General features: G+C 74.8%; 14 protein-coding genes. 4 read left to right on the top strand and 10 right to left on the bottom strand.

What is annotated here, in order from left to right:
• The 4 genes from ACQZ2A_RS19860 to rimP form a co-directional block, all read right to left on the bottom strand.
• Positions 1–229 (bottom strand): translation initiation factor IF-2 N-terminal domain-containing protein (locus ACQZ2A_RS19860; RefSeq protein WP_430214466.1); only part of this gene is annotated, 229 nt, incomplete at its 3' end.
• A gap of 108 nt (positions 230–337) precedes the next feature.
• Positions 338–634 (bottom strand): YlxR family protein, encoded by a 297-nt coding sequence (locus ACQZ2A_RS19855; RefSeq protein WP_430214467.1) that lies wholly within the window; start codon positions 632–634, stop codon positions 338–340.
• Positions 635–684: 50 nt separating this feature from the next.
• Positions 685–1749: a transcription termination factor NusA gene (nusA, locus tag ACQZ2A_RS19850; RefSeq protein ID WP_430214465.1), complete on the bottom strand. Its 1065-nt coding sequence runs from the start codon at positions 1747–1749 to the stop codon at positions 685–687.
• 5 nt (positions 1750–1754) lie between these two features.
• On the bottom strand, positions 1755–2273 hold the full coding sequence (rimP, locus tag ACQZ2A_RS19845) for a ribosome maturation factor RimP (RefSeq protein WP_430214464.1): 519 nt from the start codon (positions 2271–2273) through the stop codon (positions 1755–1757).
• A 95-nt stretch (positions 2274–2368) separates the two neighbouring features.
• Here rimP and ACQZ2A_RS19840 point away from each other — a divergent pair, with 95 nt between their 5' ends.
• Both ACQZ2A_RS19840 and ACQZ2A_RS19835 read left to right on the top strand, forming a co-directional pair.
• Positions 2369–3340, top strand: a complete 972-nt coding sequence (locus ACQZ2A_RS19840; RefSeq protein WP_430214462.1) for a hypothetical protein — start codon at positions 2369–2371, stop codon at positions 3338–3340.
• Positions 3337–4233, top strand: a complete 897-nt coding sequence (locus ACQZ2A_RS19835; protein WP_430214461.1) for an aminoglycoside phosphotransferase family protein — start codon at positions 3337–3339, stop codon at positions 4231–4233. The genes ACQZ2A_RS19840 and ACQZ2A_RS19835 overlap by 4 nt, the downstream gene beginning before the upstream one ends.
• A gap of 51 nt (positions 4234–4284) precedes the next feature.
• Here the strand turns inward: ACQZ2A_RS19835 and ACQZ2A_RS19830 are convergent, their stop codons facing one another.
• Together ACQZ2A_RS19830 and ACQZ2A_RS19825 are read right to left on the bottom strand one after the other, a co-directional pair.
• Entirely contained in the window at positions 4285–4761 is a 477-nt protein-coding gene (locus ACQZ2A_RS19830; protein ID WP_430214459.1) for a (2Fe-2S)-binding protein, read from the bottom strand.
• 10 nt (positions 4762–4771) lie between these two features.
• The gene (locus ACQZ2A_RS19825) at positions 4772–7120 is read right to left on the bottom strand and encodes a molybdopterin cofactor-binding domain-containing protein (protein ID WP_430214457.1); all 2349 of its coding nucleotides are present in this window, start codon (positions 7118–7120) and stop codon (positions 4772–4774) included.
• A 162-nt stretch (positions 7121–7282) separates the two neighbouring features.
• Between ACQZ2A_RS19825 and ACQZ2A_RS19820 the strand changes: the two genes are divergently transcribed.
• A complete protein-coding gene (locus ACQZ2A_RS19820) occupies positions 7283–9274 on the top strand; it encodes a thioredoxin domain-containing protein (protein WP_430214455.1) in 1992 nt (663 codons plus the stop codon).
• A gap of 327 nt (positions 9275–9601) precedes the next feature.
• Here ACQZ2A_RS19820 and ACQZ2A_RS19815 read toward each other — a convergent pair whose 3' ends face one another.
• The 3 genes from ACQZ2A_RS19815 to ACQZ2A_RS19805 are packed head-to-tail and all read right to left on the bottom strand — an operon-like array spanning position 9602 to position 12404.
• On the bottom strand, positions 9602–10381 hold the full coding sequence (locus ACQZ2A_RS19815) for an FAD:protein FMN transferase (RefSeq protein ID WP_430214453.1): 780 nt from the start codon (positions 10379–10381) through the stop codon (positions 9602–9604).
• Positions 10378–10947 carry an FMN-binding protein gene (locus ACQZ2A_RS19810; protein WP_430214451.1) on the bottom strand — a complete coding sequence of 190 codons (570 nt, stop codon included), beginning with the start codon at positions 10945–10947 and terminating at the stop codon, positions 10378–10380. The genes ACQZ2A_RS19815 and ACQZ2A_RS19810 overlap by 4 nt, the downstream gene beginning before the upstream one ends.
• Before the next feature lie 26 nt (positions 10948–10973).
• Positions 10974–12404 carry a ferredoxin reductase family protein gene (locus ACQZ2A_RS19805; protein ID WP_430214449.1) on the bottom strand — a complete coding sequence of 477 codons (1431 nt, stop codon included), beginning with the start codon at positions 12402–12404 and terminating at the stop codon, positions 10974–10976.
• Between the two features lie 126 nt (positions 12405–12530).
• On the opposite strand from ACQZ2A_RS19805, the gene ACQZ2A_RS19800 reads away from it, so the two are divergent.
• A complete protein-coding gene (locus ACQZ2A_RS19800) occupies positions 12531–14453 on the top strand; it encodes an alpha-amylase family protein (protein ID WP_430214447.1) in 1923 nt (640 codons plus the stop codon).
• 39 nt (positions 14454–14492) lie between these two features.
• On the opposite strand, the gene ACQZ2A_RS19795 is transcribed toward ACQZ2A_RS19800, so the two are convergent.
• Complete coding sequence (locus tag ACQZ2A_RS19795) at positions 14493–15401, bottom strand: hypothetical protein (RefSeq protein WP_430214445.1); 909 nt, start codon at positions 15399–15401, stop codon at positions 14493–14495.
• Between the last annotated feature and the right edge of the window lie 27 nt (positions 15402–15428).

Raw genomic sequence — 15428 nt, 5'->3', positions numbered from 1 at the left:
GGGCGGGGGCCTCGGCAGCAGGGGCGGCGGGGGCGGCCTGGGGGGCCGGGGCGGCCTTCTTGGCGGGGGCCTTCTCGGCTGGCGCCGAGGCCGGGAACTTCTCGTTGTAGCGCCGGACCACCGGCGCCTCGATCGTCGAGCTGGCGCTCTTGACGTACTCACCCATCGCGTTGAGGCGCTCGAGGACGACCTTGCTGGTCTCCCCGCGCTCCTTCGCGAGTGCGCTCACACGGACTTTAGACACATCTCTCCTGTCCAGGTCCGTGCCGGGGTGGCGCGGACCGTCGTTACAGCTGGGGGGTGCTCATCGCTGAGTACTCATCGGGTGCTCATCGCGTTAAACCCGCTTCCGGTCTTCGTGCTTCTCTGACGGTGTTCCCTGCGTGAGGTCCTCGACCCATCCGGCCAGCTGCGTGACGTCCGGGCCGGTGCTGCTGCGCAGCGCGCGGCCGAACGCCCTGCGGCGGACGGCGAGGTCGAGACACGAGACGTCGGGGTGCAGCCAGGCGCCGCGCCCCGGACGACGGCGATCGGGGTCGGGGTCGACGGTCGGGCCGTGCTCCCCCTCCCCGAGTACCACTCGCAGGAGTGCCGACCGGCTATCCGTCCGACGGCACCCGATGCACGTGCGCACGGGCTCCGACGGCCGGAGTCCAGTCCGGTCGGTCACCACCAGTCTACCGCCTACGCGGGCCCGGGCGTGTCGCGGGCACCGTCGGGCGTGCTCGCCGGCGCCTCGGTGTCGGGGCGGATGTCGATGCGCCAGCCGGTCAGCTTGGCCGCGAGCCGGGCGTTCTGGCCCTCGCGGCCGATGGCCAGCGAGAGCTGGTAGTCGGGCACGACGACGCGCGCGGCGCGCAGCTTCTCGTCGACGACCTGGACCGAGGAGACCCGGGCCGGCGACAGGGCCGCGGCGATGAACTCGGCGGGGTCGGTGCTGAAGTCGACGATGTCGATCTTCTCGCCCTGGAGCTCGGCCATCACCGCGCGCACGCGGCTGCCCATCGGGCCGATGCACGCGCCCTTGGCGTTGAGGCCCGGCACGGTGGAGTGCACCGCGATCTTGGTGCGGTGACCCGCCTCGCGGGCCAGCGCGGCGATCTCGACGCTGCCGTCGGCGATCTCGGGGACCTCGAGGGCGAACAGCTTCTTCACGAGGTTGGGGTGGGTGCGCGAGAGCCCGATCTGCGGGCCACGCAGGCCGCGCTTGACGGAGACGACGAAGGTGCGCAGGCGCTGGCCGTGCGGGTAGGTCTCGCCCGGCACCTGCTCGGCCGCCGGGAGGATGCCCTCGATGCTCCCGAAGTCGACGAGCACGTGCTGCGGGTTCGCGCTCTGCTGCACCACCCCGGCGACGATGTCGCCCTCGCGGCCCTTGAAGTCGCCGAGGATGGCCTCGTCCTCGATGTCGCGCATCCGCTGGACGATGACCTGGCGCGCGGTGGCGGCGGCCACCCGGCCGAAGCCGGTCGGGGTGTCGTCGAACTCGGGACCGAGCTCGCGGCGCGGGCGGGCCGGGTTGCCCTCGTCGTCGACCTCGCCCTCGGGCGCCGGGATCTCGGTCTCCTCGCGGGCCCAGATGACGACGTGGCCGGACGCGCGGTCGAGCTCGGCGCGGGAGTGGCGGTAGTGGCCGTCGGTGCGCTGGTAGGCGAGCAGCAGCGCCTGCTCGATCGCCGGGACGATGACGTCGAGGGAGATGCCGCGCTCCCGCTCCAGCGCGCGCAGGGCGGCGAGGTCGATGTCCACGGGGGTCAGCTCTCCTTCGGGTCGTCGTGCCGCGCGAACTCGACCTGCACGGCGGCGCGGTCGACGTCGGTGTACGGCACGGTGGTCGTGCGGGCGGGGGTCTTCTTCGTCGCGGGGACCTCGAGGGTCAGCGCGGTGCGGTCGGCGGCCACGAGCCGTCCGGTGCTCTCCTCGTCGCCGACCCGGACCGTGAGGAGCCGGCCGACGTTGCGCTGGTAGTGCCGCGGCAGGGTGAGCGGGCGGCCGACCCCCGGGGAGGAGACCTCGAGGGTGTACGGCTGCTGGCCGAGCACGTCGGAGGCGTCGAGGGCGTCGCCGACGAGGCGGGTCGCGTCGGCGACCTCGTCGAGGGAGAGGGGCTCGGTGGGCCCGGTGACCGCGTCGGCCTCACCCAGGTCGCGGTCGAGGAGCACGCGGACCACCCGGCGGTTCCCCGCGGGCGAGACGGTGACGTCCTCGAGGACGAGGGCGCTGCCCGCGAGGCCCTGCTCGAGGACGGGGCGGACCTGGTCTGCGGTGGCCATGACGGCGCGGCTCCTCTCCCTGTGAAGTTCTCGTCCCGGCGCCTGCCGGGTCCCCCACTCTAGGCCCCGCGAGCACCCGCCCGCACCGTGGGATGATGCTGCCCGTGCCGGACCTCGATGCCCGGCGTCCCGGGCGGCGCCTCCTCCTCGCCGGGGCGGGGGCGGCGCTCCTCGCCCCGCTGTCCGGCTGCGGGATCCGCCTCGAGGACGACGCCCCGCGCGTCCCGCTCGTCCCCACCCGCTCCCCCCTCGCCGCCGAGCAGCGGCTCGTCGCGCTGACCAGCGACTGCGAGCGGCTGGCCGGCCTGGCCGACGCCCTCGGCACGACGCTGGGGACCGGGCTCGCGACGCTGCACCGGCGGCAGCACACGGTGCTGCGCACCGCGCTGCTGCGTCGGCAGGTGCCGGCCGCCGGCCTCGACGCCGTGACGTCGCCGTCGGCGTCCTCCTCGTCCTCCTCCACCTCGCCCTCCCCCACCGCGTCGCCCCGTCCCGGGCCCGCGCTCGGCGCCGAGGAGGCGGCCGCGGCGCGCGAGGTCGGCGCGTTCGCCGAGGCCGAGGCCTCCCTGCTCCCGACCCTCGCGGCGCTGCACGCCCAGCGGTGGGCGGCGGCGACCGTGCTCACCGGGGCGGCGCCGGCCCCGGCCGCCGCCGTCCCACCGGTGGTGCTCGACGCCGTCGGCTCCTCCGTCGTCGAGGCCGCGGACACCGCCGCCTACCTCGCCGAGGTGGGCGCCGCCCGCTCCTCGGGAGCCCGGCGTGAGCGCGGCGAGGGGACCGTGCGCGTGCTGCGCGCCCTGCGCACCGAGCTGCGCTCCGGCGAGGACCCCCCGCCGGTGGGCCTGGGCCACCCGCTGCCCTTCGCCGTCCGGACGGGGGCGGACGTCGACCGGATGCTGACGACCACTCTCACGTCGCTGCGGGCGACCCTCGGCACCGCCCTCCCCGACCTCGTCGCCGCGGACCCGGGGGCCGGTCTTCCCGCGGCGACCCGGTGGCTGGGCACGGTCGAGGTCGAGGCGCACCGCTGGGGCGTCCCCCTCGTGCCGTTCCCCGGGCTCGCGTGAGCGCGCTCGTCCTGCCGCCCGCCTGGGTGGAGCGGGTCTCCACGTACCCCGCCGACGGCGGGCCCACGGGTGCGGACTGGGTGGCCACCGTCCCCCACCTCGTCGAGCAGGCCCTGGAGCGCTGGGACCTCGAGCCGGACGACGGGCCGACGGGCACGGGGTGGACGGCGGTGGTCCTGCCGGTCCGTCGCGGCACCGAGCGGCTGGCGCTCAAGGTCGGCTGGCCGCACCCCGAGGGGCAGCACGAGCACCTCGCCCTGCGCACCTGGGCCGGCGACGGGGCGGTCCGGCTCGTCGCGGCGCTGCCGTCGGACGGCGTCCTGCTCCTCGAGCGCCTCGACCCGACCGACCTCACGGGCACGTGGGACGAGGAGGCCTGCGCGGTCGTGGGCGGACTGCTGCGGCGTCTGCACGTCCCGGCCCCGCCGCAGGTCCCGCGCCTCGGCCCGTACCTCGAGGAGCACCTCGAGCGGATGGCGACGCGCCCCGCCGTGCCGCGCCGGCTCGCCACCCGCACGCTCGGGCTCGCCCGCGACCTGCTGCCCGACGCCCCGGAGCTGTTGCTGCACACCGACCTGCACTACGAGAACGTGCTGCACGACCCGTCGGGAGGATGGACGGCCATCGACCCCAAGCCCGTGGCCGGGCACCCCGGTTTCGACCTCTGGCCGGTGCTGCGCAACCGGTTCGCCGAGCTCGGCACCGGCTCGGCGTTCCGCTGGTCGGTGCGCCGGCGCCTCGAGGTCACCGCGGAGGCGGCCGGCATCGACCCCGACGAGGCCAGGGCGTGGACGCTGCTGCGGGCAGGGGTCGAGGTCAGCTGGGCCGGCTTCCTCGAGGGCGAGGAGGCCGTCACGGCCTGCATCGCCCTGCACAAGGCCCTCGACGAGTGAGGCCCGTGGGTCGTGCCGCCCCCTCGTGACGGCACGACCCACGGGCGTCGGTCACATCCGGGAGGCGCCGTCCCCGATCGCCTGGCGGATGCGGTTGTACGTGCCGCAGCGACAGACGTTGCGGATCTGGTCGAGGTCGGCGTCGGTGATCGAGCGGCCCTCTGCGCGAACGCGGTTCACCAGGGCGACGGCCGCCATGATCTGGCCGGGCTGGCAGTAGCCGCACTGGGCGACGTCGCGCTCGAGCCAGGCCTCCTGCATGGGGTGCAGGTCGCCCTCGACGGTGTCGGCGAGGCCCTCGATGGTCGTCACCTCGTCGTCCGGCGTGAGGTCGGCGACCCGCACCGCGCACGGGTTGAAGGCCTTGCCGTTGAGGTGGGAGGTGCAGGCCTTGCAGACGTTGATGCCGCACCCGTACTTCGGGCCGGTGATCTTCAGGACGTCGCGCAGGACCCAGAGGAGACGGACGTCGTCGGCGACGTCCACGGTGACCTGCTCGCCGTTGACGGTGAAGGTGTGCTGGGGCATGTCGGGCTCCTCAGGAGACGTAGCTCAGGCCGTCGGCCGGCGGCTCGGGGACGGGCGGGACGAAGGACTTCGGGGTGAACGAGAGCGTCCCGTGGTTGACCGGGAAGCGGGTCGGGACCCTGCCGGTGGCCCGGGCGTAGGCACAGGCCACGGCGGCGACCGAGGCCGCCACCCCCGCCTCGCCGGCCCCGCCGGGCAGCTCCTCGTCCGACGGCATGACGATGCACCGGAACTCCGGCGGGACGTTCCACTGCCGCGTGTAGAAGTAGTTGTCCCAGCTGGCCTCGAGGAAGTGGCCGTCCTTCAGGTGGCTGCTGCTCGTCAGCGCGAGCGCGATGCCGTCGGCGACCCCACCCATCATCTGGGCCTCCAGGCCGCGCGGGTTGACGACGAGCCCGGCGTTGACGGCGATGACCGCCTTGGTGACGCGCGGCCCCGTGACGGCGTCGCGGATCTGCCGGTTCACGGTCTCGGGCCGCGAGTCGAGCTCGACGAGAACCGCTGTCGCACCCTTGTACTCGGTGTGCACGGCGATGCCCTGCGTCACGCCCTTCGGCAGGGACCGTCCCCAGCCACCGGCCTTCGCGACCGCCTCGAGGCACCGCTTGGCCTTCGCGCTCTTGAGGAAGGACATCCGGAACGCGTACGGGTCCTTGCCCAGCCGCTTGGCGATCTGGTCGACGGCGAGCTCGTTCGCGCAGGCGACGTCCGGGCTGTAGATGTTGCGCATGCTGCCCGTGTTGAACCGGGTGTCGACCTCGCTGAGCAGCTGGGTGACGACCCCGAAGTTGTAGGGCAACTCCTGGGTCAGCGTGAAGATCGACTGCGAGAGACCGAGACCGCCGAGGTTGGCGGGCAGCTCGGCCGCGAGCGCGGTGAGCCGCTCGCCCAGCCCGTGCCCGAAGTCGGTGACGACGCTCGTGTGCCGCTGCTCGAAGGTGAGGACCTGGCCGGCGAGCATCGTGGCCCGCACGCGCGAGGTGGCCATCGGGTGGACCCGACCCTGGCGGGGCTCGTCGGCACGGTGCCACATGAGCTTGACCGGCTTGCCCATCGCCTTGGAGATGACGGCCGCCTCGGTGGCGGCGTCGCCGAACAGCTTGTGCCCGAACGACCCCCCACCGGTGACGACGTTGACCTCGACTTTCGCCGCGGGCAGCCCGACGGCCTTGGCGATGTCGCGCTGGGCGACGATCGGCGCCTTGAGGCCGGCCCACACGGTGGCGCGGTCCGCCCGGACATCGGCGATCGCGCAGTTCGGCTCCAGCGCAGCGCTGCTGCGGAACATGAACTCGACGCGCAGGTCGAGGGTGCTGGCGAGGATCGGCACCTTCGGCACGACCATCGGGAGCTCGGCGCGCTTGAGCTCGGCGAGGACCGACTCGTCGGACTCGCCCTCGACCGAGCCGCCCTTCCAGTCCACGTCGAGCGCGCGCACGGCGTCGATGCACTGCCCGAAGGTCTCGGCGCGCACGGCGACACCGGTGCCGACGAGCGCGACGTCGGTGACGCCCGGCATCGCCCGCACCGCAGCCTCGTTGCGCACCGACCGCGGCGACCCGTTGAGCGTCGGGGGCCGGCAGACCATCGTGGGGAGGGCGCCCTCGACCTCGAGGTCCATCGTGAACTGCTTGCGGCCGGTGACCGCGGCGAGCGCGTCGTCGCGGTTGCGCGCCGTCCCGATGACGGAGAACTCGCGGCGCGGCGTGAGCGAGACCTCGACGGCGACGTCCTCGGCGCTGGCCGCCAGCGTGGCCAGCTGCCCGTAGGTGAGGCTCGTGCCGGTCGGGCCGGTCACCACCCCGGACTTCACGGTGAGCGCGGAGACCTGGGCGCCGAGCTCGGTGGCGGCGGCCCGCAGGAGCGCCCCGCGGGCTGTCGCGGCGGCGACGCGGATGGGCGTGAACATCGACTGCATCGTGTTCGAGCCGCCGGTCAGCTGGTTGAAGAGCAGCTCCGGGCGGGCCTTGGCGAGCGTGACCCGCACCTTCTCCACGGGCAGGTCGAGCTCCTCGGCGATGAGCATCGCGGCCGCCGTGGTGATGCCCTGGCCGACCTCCATCCGGGGGATCGCGAAGTGCGCGAACCCGTCCGCATCGAGGTCGATGCGGATCAGCTGCGAGGTCGGGAGCGCCGACTGCGTCTGGAGGTCGCCGAGGTCGTACAGCTCAGGCACCTGGGGTGGGCTCGGCACGGCGGCCGCCGCGGGCTCGGCGCCGAGCGTCAGGTCGGCGGCGACGGAGAGGGTGCCACCGGCGAGGACCCAGCCGATGAGGCTGCGCCGTCGCACCCCCGGCCTCTCGGGGGCTGGGGGTCCGTCGTCACGCAGCACGGGGTGGGCGTCGCGGGCAGTCGTCATCGACCTGTCCTTCCTGGGTCCCGACCGAGCACGTCGTCGTGCCGCAGGGGGGAAGTCGGGACCGCGCGGGTACCTCGCGTTCGGAGCCAACCGGCTCGGCGGATGGGTCGGGGGGCCCGTCCCGGCCGTCCGGACGACCCCGACGGCCCGTACGGTGGGTCGATGGCGAACCGGCTCTCGGCCTCCCTGTCCCCCTACCTCCTCCAGCACGCCGACAACCCCGTCGACTGGTGGGAGTGGGGCGAGGAGGCCTTCGCCGAGGCCCGCCGCCGCGACGTCCCGGTCCTCCTCTCCGTCGGCTACGCGGCCTGCCACTGGTGCCATGTGATGGCGCACGAGTCCTTCGAGGACGACGAGGTCGCCCGCGTCCTGCTCGAGGGGTTCGTCTCCGTCAAGGTCGACCGGGAAGAGCGGCCCGACGTCGACGCCGTCTACATGGCGGCGACCACCGCGCTCACCGGGCACGGCGGCTGGCCGATGACCTGCCTGCTCACACCGTCCGGCGACCCGTTCTTCGCCGGCACCTACCTCCCCCGCGAGCAGTTCCTCGCCCTGCTCGACAACGCCTCCCGCGTCTGGGCCGAGCAGCGCGACCAGGTGCTCGCCTCCGGCGCCCACGTCGCGCAGCGGCTCCGGGAGGTCACCGGTCCCCCGGCGCCGGCCCCCGTGCCGGCCGAGGTGCTCGACCGTGCGGTGGCCCGGCTGCGCACCGACCACGACGACGCCCGCGGGGGCTTCGGCGGGGCGCCGAAGTTCCCGCCGTCGATGGTGCTCGAGCTCCTCCTGCGCCACCACGCCCGCACCGGCTCCCCGGACGCCCTGGCGATGGTCCGCTCGACCTGCTCGGCGATGGCCCGCGGCGGGATGTACGACCAGCTCGCCGGCGGGTTCGCGCGCTACTCCGTCGACGCCGGCTGGGTGGTCCCCCACTTCGAGAAGATGCTCTACGACAACGCCCTCCTGCTGCGCGTGTACGCACACCTCTGGCGCGCCACCGGAGACCCGCTCGCGCGTCGGGTCGCCGAGGAGACCGCCGACTTCGTGGTGCGCGACCTCGCGACGGCCGAGGGCGCCTTCGCCTCCGCGCTCGACGCCGACACCGTCGTCGACGGGCACTCGCACGAGGGGCTCACCTACGCGTGGACGCCGGCGCAGCTCGAGGAGCTGCTCGGGCCCGACGACGGGCGGCGCGCCGCAGCCCTCCTGGAGGTGACGCCCGGGGGGACCTTCGAGCACGGCGCCTCGACGCTCCAGCTGCTCGCCGACCCCGACGACCCGGCGTGGTGGTCCGAGGTCCGCGCCCGGATGCTCGACGCCCGCGACCGACGGCCCCAGCCGGCGCGCGACGACAAGGTCGTCACCGCCTGGAACGGCCTGGCCGTGGCCGCGCTCGCCGACACCGGGGCCCTCCTCGACCGCCCGGACCTCGTGGACGCGGCGGCCCGGGCCGCGGACCACGTCCTCGACACCCACGTCGTCGACGGTGTCCTGCACCGGACCTCGCGCGCCGGCACGGTGTCGGCGGCTCCCGGGGTGCTGGAGGACCACGGCGACCTCGCCGAAGGGCTGCTGGCCCTGCACCAGGCGACGGGCGAGGCGCGCTGGCTCGCGGCGGCGGGGCGCATTCTCGACGACGCCCTCGACCGGTTCGTCGACGACGACGGCACCGTGCACGACACCGCCCACGACGCGCCGCCGCTCTACGCCCGGCCGGCATCCCGCACCGACGGCGCCGAGCCGTGCGGCGCCTCGGCCCTGGCCGGCGCGCTGCTCACGAGCGCCGCGCTCACCGGGTCCGCACGTCACCGTGCGGCCGCCGAGCAGGCCCTCGCGGCCTGCGGCTCGGTGGCCGCGGCCGAGCCGCGTTTCGCCGGCTGGACCCTGGCCGTCGCCGAGGCCGTCCTCGCCGGGCCGCTCCAGGTGGCGGTGGTCGGGGACGGTCCCGACGCCGAGGCCCTCGTCGAGCAGGTGCTCGCGTCCCCGTCACCGGGGATGGTCCGGGTGGCGGGCCGGCCCGATGCCCCCGGGGTGCCGCTCCTCGCGGACCGTCCGCTCGTCGGTGGTGCGGCGGCCGCGTACGTGTGCCGCGGCTTCGTCTGCGACCGGCCGGTGACGACCCCGGACGACCTCCGGGAGGTGCTCGCGCGCGGCTGAGCCGCGCGCGGACCCCGCGGACACCGGGAGGCACAGAGGGAAGGTGACCCGCGCGCGGCGCGGGCCGCCGCCGTCCCGGCGTCCGCCGACCCACCGCGCCGCCTCGTGAGGAGGCACGCGAGCCGAACGGGTCGCGTGCCGTGGCACCCGGCCCGCTGGGTCAGGGGGCGTCCGCTGCGTCGAGACCTCAGCACAGCCTGAATGCTCGTGCCGGAATCATCAGCTCGAGACCGGCGGAACGGGCCGAGACTAGCAGCGGCAGAACCGGGCCGACAGGGCCCGACGGCGCCTTTCCGGATGATGGGAGCGGCGAGCGCCCCCCGGCGCTCAGACGACGACGAGCCGGTAGTCCGGGTCCCGTTCGGCGAGGAGCAGGGCAGCGCGCTCGGGGTCGACCCAGGCGGCGGTCGCCCAGACGTCGGCCCAGAGGAGGTCAGGCCCGACGACGGTCGCCGACCCGGCGCGGGTCACCGGTCGGCGGGTCCGGGGGTCCACGACGTGACCGCCCCGGGCGGCCGCACCCGAGGTCGCGACGGCTCCGCGACGCAGGGTGACGACGTCGGCGACGCGGCCCGCGCGGGTGGGGTCCTCGATGCCGATGCGCCAGGACGGAGCGGCGGCGGACGGGCCGCGGCCGGCGCCGACGACGATGTCGCCGCCGGCTCCGACGGCGTAGGCGACCTCCGGGACGACGTCGAGGTGGGCCGCGGCGCCCGCGACGGCCCAGCCCTTGACGAGGCCGGTCGGGTCGAAGGCGATGCGCCCGCCCTCCCGTGAGCGCCACGCCCGGAAGAGCCCGTCGGTGCGCTCCTCGGCCTCCAGCGCCAGCTCGGTCACGTCGGCGACCCACGCGTGGACGTCCTCGGCCTCCCCGTGCTGGAGGCGCAGCAGGTCGCTGTCGGTGCGCCACGTCGAGAGGACCTGGTCGACCTTGCGCAGGTGCGCGAAGACCCGGGCCACCGCGGCCTCGACGTCGGGGCGGGTGGGCTCGACGGCCCGGACGTGGACGCTGACGGCGGTGCCCATCACGTGCTCGACCCAGGCGCGGCGCGCCAGCACCGGGGGCGGTGGCGCGGCGGGGGCCACGGGGATCTCGGCGGTGATCACAGGTTGGCCTTGTCGATCGCCGACTGCAGGGACTGGATGTAGCCGTCGGAGGTGTAGGTGGCGCCCGAGACCATGTCGATGTCGGCGCTCTGGGCCTGGACGGCCTCGTCGTTGAGGATCGGCACCGCGTAGGAGTTGATCTCCTGGTCCTTGCGGTCGTTCCACGGCACCTGGGTGACGACGGACTTGGTGATCTTCCCGCCCGCGACGGTGATCTCGACCTGCACCGGGCCGAAGCGGGTCTGCACGGCGTCGCCGGTGACGGTGCCCGACGCGGCCCCGGAGTCGCTCGACCCAGAGTCCGTCGAGCCGGAGCCGGAGTCGGTGGAGTCGGTGGAGCCGGAGTCGGTCGAGGGCGTCGGGGTCGGCGTCGAGGTGTCGCCGGACCCCGAGGAGTCCGTGCCGTTCGCGCTCGTGTCACCGGTCCCGCCGGCGCCGCTCGTCGCGCCGTTGGCATCGCCCGCGGCGACGACGTTCGCGCCGCCGCTGTTCGTGGACGTGTGGTAGCTGAAGAGGAGGACCAGCGCCGAGAGCGTGCTCAGCAGCCAGGTGGTGATCCGTCGCATCGGGGTGTCCTTCGCGGTCGGGGTGGTCAGTAGGCGAAGCGCTCGAGGTGCACCGCGTCGGGCGCGGCCCCGGCCTCGAGGGCGGCGGCGCGGACGGCATCCATCCAGCCGTCGGAGCCGCAGACGTAGACGTCGTGGTCGGCGAGGTCGGGCACGACCTCGAGGAGGGCGCCGGCGTCGGTGAGGTGGGCGGCCTGGACGGGCAGCCAGCTGGACCGGCCGGGCACGCGGTGCCCCTCGACGAGCAGGTAGCGGGCGCCCCGGGCGGTGGCGAGGGCGCGCAGCTCGTCGGCCAGCACCGCCTCCTCCCGGGAGCGGACCCGGTGCACGACGGTGACGTCGCCCGGTGCCTGGGGCAGCTCCTCGAGGAGGGCGCGCATCGGGGTGATGCCGATGCCGGACCCCATCAGCAGCACCTTGCGCCGGCCGCGCACGCCGCCGTGCATCCGGCCGTAGGGGCCCTCGACGAGGACGCGCGTGCCGGGGCGCAGCGCGGCGAGGCGGGCCGAGCCGTCGCCGACGTGGGCCGCGGTGAAGCGCAGGGTGCGGCCGTCGGGTGCGGCCGAGACCGAGTAGGGGTTGGCGCGGGTCCAGCCGGGTCCGTCGAGGAAGCGCCACTGGAGGAACTGGCCGGCGCGCACCGGCAGGTGCCGGACGCCGTCGCCCCCGACGGTGACGGTCGTGACATCGGGGCCCTCGGCACGCACCTCGAGCACCCGGATCGGCGCGCGCAGCGAGCGCCACAGGGGCAGCGCGACCCGGAAGACGAGGACGGCGGCGGCGGTGACGGACCACAGGCCCCACCAGAAGACGGTCGCGGCGCGGGAGTCGAGGAACTCGGCCCCCGTCCAGAGCTGGTGCGGCAGCACGAGGCCGGCGCCGAGGTAGCCGTAGAGGTGGATGAGGTGCCAGGACTCGTAGCGCAGCCGGCGCCGGGCCCGCTTCACCGAGGTGACCACGACCATGACGAGCGCCAGCGTCCCGGCCCAGGCGAGCAGCATCCCCGGGTCGTTGACGGCGAGGTCCCAGGTGGTCCCCCAGAGGCCGAGCGGGGTCGCCGCGGCGTAGCCGAGGGTGATGAGCACGATGTGGGCCATCAGGAGGGTGAAGGACGTGAAGCCGACGAGCCGGTGCACCCGGGCCAGCTCGTCCTGGCCCCAGGCCTGCTCGACCCACGGCACGCGCGCCATGAGGAGCACCTGCACGAGCAGCAGCGCCGAGGCGACGAGACCGGTGAGCCGCCCGGTCGAGGTGAGCAGCCCCGCCCAGGTCGCCATCTCCTGCACGCCACCGCCCGCGACCCACAGGGCCACGACCACGAGGAGCACCGCCCAGCCGGCCGCGCCGGTGGCGTCACGCCACCAGCGCGGCACCGGGCCGAGCGCGCGGCGGGCGGCGGGGCGGGCGGCCGCGGTGGTCGGGAGCGCGCCCTCGGGCGTCGCCGTGCTCGTCGTCATGGCTGAACTCTCGGCCCGTTGCCTATGCGTCACCTGTGCGTGGCGTCGGCGCCTGCCGTGAACCCGTGGCGCCCGGATCGGCCGTGGGCGTGGAAACGCTTGCGCACATCCGGCAGGATGCGGCTCGTGACCGCGCCGGTGCCCTCGCCCCCCTCCGTCCCGACGACGGGGTGGAGCGACGGGCGCGCGGAGATGTTCACGGCCCGGGTCGAGCGCTGGTGGCCCGACCTTTTCTGCGCCCTCACCGCCCTCTACGGTCCGGAGCGGGCCGCGCGGACGGGAGCCGAGCTGGTCGCCCTCGCCGCGCGCGCCTTCGCCCGACGCCCTGACCGCCTCCACCGCCGTGACCTCGAGCGGATGCTGCGCCCCGACTGGCTCCAGGAGCCGACGATGGTCGGGTACGCCGCCTACACCGAGCGCTTCGCCGACGACCTGCGCGGGGTCGGCGAACGCCTGCTCTACCTCGAGGAGCTCGGGGTCCGCTACCTCCACCTCATGCCGCTGCTGCGCCCGCGCGAGGGCGACAACGACGGCGGGTACGCCGTGGCCGACTACCGGCAGGTGCGCGCTGACCTCGGGACGATGGACGACCTGACCGACCTCGCCGACGCCCTGCACGACCGCGGGATGAACCTCGTCCTCGACCTCGTGCTGAACCACGTCGCCCGCGAGCACGAGTGGGCGCGCCGGGCCCGCGAGGGCACCCTGCGCTACCGCTCGTACTTCCACGTCTTCCCGGACCGCCGCCTCCCCGACGCCTACGAGCGCACCCTCCCCGAGGTCTTCCCCGAGTTCGCGCCCGGCAACTTCACCTGGGACGAGGACCTGCGCGGCTGGGTGTGGACGACCTTCAACGAGTGGCAGTGGGACGTCAACTGGGGCAACCCGGACGTCCTGACCGAGTACGCGCAGATCGTCCTCGACCTCGCCAACCGCGGCGTCGACGTGCTGCGCCTCGACGCCATCGCCTTCATGTGGAAGCGCCTCGGCACGGACTGCCAGGGCCAGCCGGAGGTGCACGCCATCACCCAGGCGCTGCGAGCGGTCACCCGGATCGCCTGTCCCGCAGTCGCGTTCAAGGCCGAAGCGATCGTCGCACCGACCAAGCTGCTCGCGTACCTCGGGCAGGGCGAGCACACCGGCAAGGTCAGCGACGTCGCGTACCACAACAGCCTCATGGTGCAGATCTGGTCGATGCTCGCCGCGCGCGACGTGCGGCTCGCGGCGCACGCGCTGGGGTCGCTGCCACCGAAGCCGTCGACCGCCACCTGGCTGACCTACCTGCGCTGCCACGACGACATCGGCTGGGCGATCATGGACGAGGACGCCGCCGCCGTCGGGGTGACCGGGCCGGGGCACCGGCACTTCCTCGCCGACTGGTACGCCGGCGACTTCTGGGGCGCCTCGGCGCGCGGGCTGGTCTTCCAGTTCAACCCCGACACCGGCGACCGGCGCACGTCCGGGACGGCCGCCTCGCTCGTCGGTCTCGAGGCCGCCGAGGAGTCGGGCGTGCCCGAGGAGGTCGACGAGGCGGCAGCCGCGTTGCGGCTCGCGCACGCGATGGTGCTCGGCTGGGGCGGCATCCCGGTCCTGTGGAGCGGGGACGAGCTGGGCCAGCCGAACGACCCGGCGTGGGCCCAGGAGCCCGGGCACGAGGACGACAACCGGTGGGCGCACCGACCCCGGCTGGACCGGGAGCGGGCGGCCTCGAGACACGACCCCTCGACGGTGGCCGGACGCGTGTTCGGCGACCTCGTGACGCTCGTCCGGGCCCGGGCCGCGCTCCCCCACCTGCACGCCTCGGTCGAGACGACCATCGGGCCCGTCGACGACCCCGGTGTCCTCGTGACGCTGCGCGACCACCCGCTGGGCCGGATGGCCGGCGTCTACAACGTCACGCCCGAGGAGCGGGTCTGGCCCGGGTGGCGGGTGCACGAGCTCGGGCTCGCCGACGCCCGCGACGCCATCACCGGGGCGACCCTGCCGTGGGGCCCCGACGGCGACGTCCACCTCCCCCCGTACGCCGCCCTCTGGCTCACCCGCCCCTAGCCCGAACGTGTGTGAACTCGCCGCGAAACTGCGGCGAGTTCACACACATCCGCGGAGGCCGGCGCGCACCTGGGCCATGACGGTCGCCTCCTCGAGCCGGAGCGCGAGCAGGTCGAAGCGCAGCACGGTGTCGCGGCCGAGCGTGACCGCGTTCTGGCGCAGGTTGTCGGACGTGACGGCGAGCCCCGCCCGGTGTCCCGAGCCGTCGATCTCGACGACGAGACCCGCCGCATCCCATCGCACGTCGAGGTAGACGCGCCCGTGCAGGCCCCGCGTCACGACCTGCCGGTCGGGCTCGGGGAGGCCGTGGCGCCGGCACATCGCGGCGAAGTCGAGCTCCCCGAGGGAGTGGGCACCGTCCGCGATGTCCCGCACCACCTGCCGGATGAACGGGTGGCGGCCGCGGGTGCGGATCGCACGGGATGCGGAGACGAGATCCGCGCCCGCGACCAGCCGTTGCTGCACGGTCATCGCGAGGATGAGCGCCGCCTGCCGGTCGCTGACCGCCCACCCCGCGGCACGGACGGCGGCGACGGCCGGACGGGTCCTCGGAAGGCCGCCGCCGGGCCAGCCCTCAGAAGGATGCCGCCGGACCCGGTGGATCTGCACGTCGTCGACGTCCGGGCACCGGGCGTTGCGAGTGACCGACACGTGGACGCCGTACTCGGTGTAGCCGACCAGTCCGGCGACCACGAGGCTGGTGACGCCGTCGACGACGGCGACGGCGTGGCCGACCTCCCCCACCGCGAGCCACTGCATCGCCTCGGGCGGAAGCGGGCCCCGGTGCATCGCGACCGTGAGGTGCCCCGGCACCGCCCACCGGTGGCCGGCCACCTGCCGTGCGACGGCGCCCCGGCCGATGCCGAGCCCCTGGAGCAGCGAGCGCGAGAGCACACCGCCGTGCTGCTCGGCGAGCTCCTCCGCCCGGCGTCGCTGGTCCCGGTCCATCGCCGAAGCCTGCCCCGGACGGTCGAA

The organism is Phycicoccus avicenniae, assembly GCF_050496545.1.
GTDB lineage: Bacteria > Actinomycetota > Actinomycetes > Actinomycetales > Dermatophilaceae > Phycicoccus > Phycicoccus avicenniae_A.
This window is presented reverse-complemented; position numbering and strand designations above follow the sequence as displayed.

Bases quoted from the DNA above. Each gene is read 5' to 3' on its own strand.
- rimP (WP_430214464.1), bottom strand. From the start codon at position 2,273: ATGGCCACCGCAGACCAGGTCCGCCCCGTCCTCGAGCAGGGCCTCGCG.
- ACQZ2A_RS19825 (WP_430214457.1), bottom strand. From the start codon at position 7,120: ATGACGACTGCCCGCGACGCCCACCCCGTGCTGCGTGACGACGGACCC.
- ACQZ2A_RS19830 (WP_430214459.1), bottom strand. From the start codon at position 4,761: ATGCCCCAGCACACCTTCACCGTCAACGGCGAGCAGGTCACCGTGGAC.
- ACQZ2A_RS19840 (WP_430214462.1), top strand. From the start codon at position 2,369: ATGCTGCCCGTGCCGGACCTCGATGCCCGGCGTCCCGGGCGGCGCCTC.
- ACQZ2A_RS19805 (WP_430214449.1), bottom strand. From the start codon at position 12,404: ATGACGACGAGCACGGCGACGCCCGAGGGCGCGCTCCCGACCACCGCG.
- ACQZ2A_RS19820 (WP_430214455.1), top strand. From the start codon at position 7,283: ATGGCGAACCGGCTCTCGGCCTCCCTGTCCCCCTACCTCCTCCAGCAC.
- ACQZ2A_RS19810 (WP_430214451.1), bottom strand. From the start codon at position 10,947: ATGCGACGGATCACCACCTGGCTGCTGAGCACGCTCTCGGCGCTGGTC.
- ACQZ2A_RS19795 (WP_430214445.1), bottom strand. From the start codon at position 15,401: ATGGACCGGGACCAGCGACGCCGGGCGGAGGAGCTCGCCGAGCAGCAC.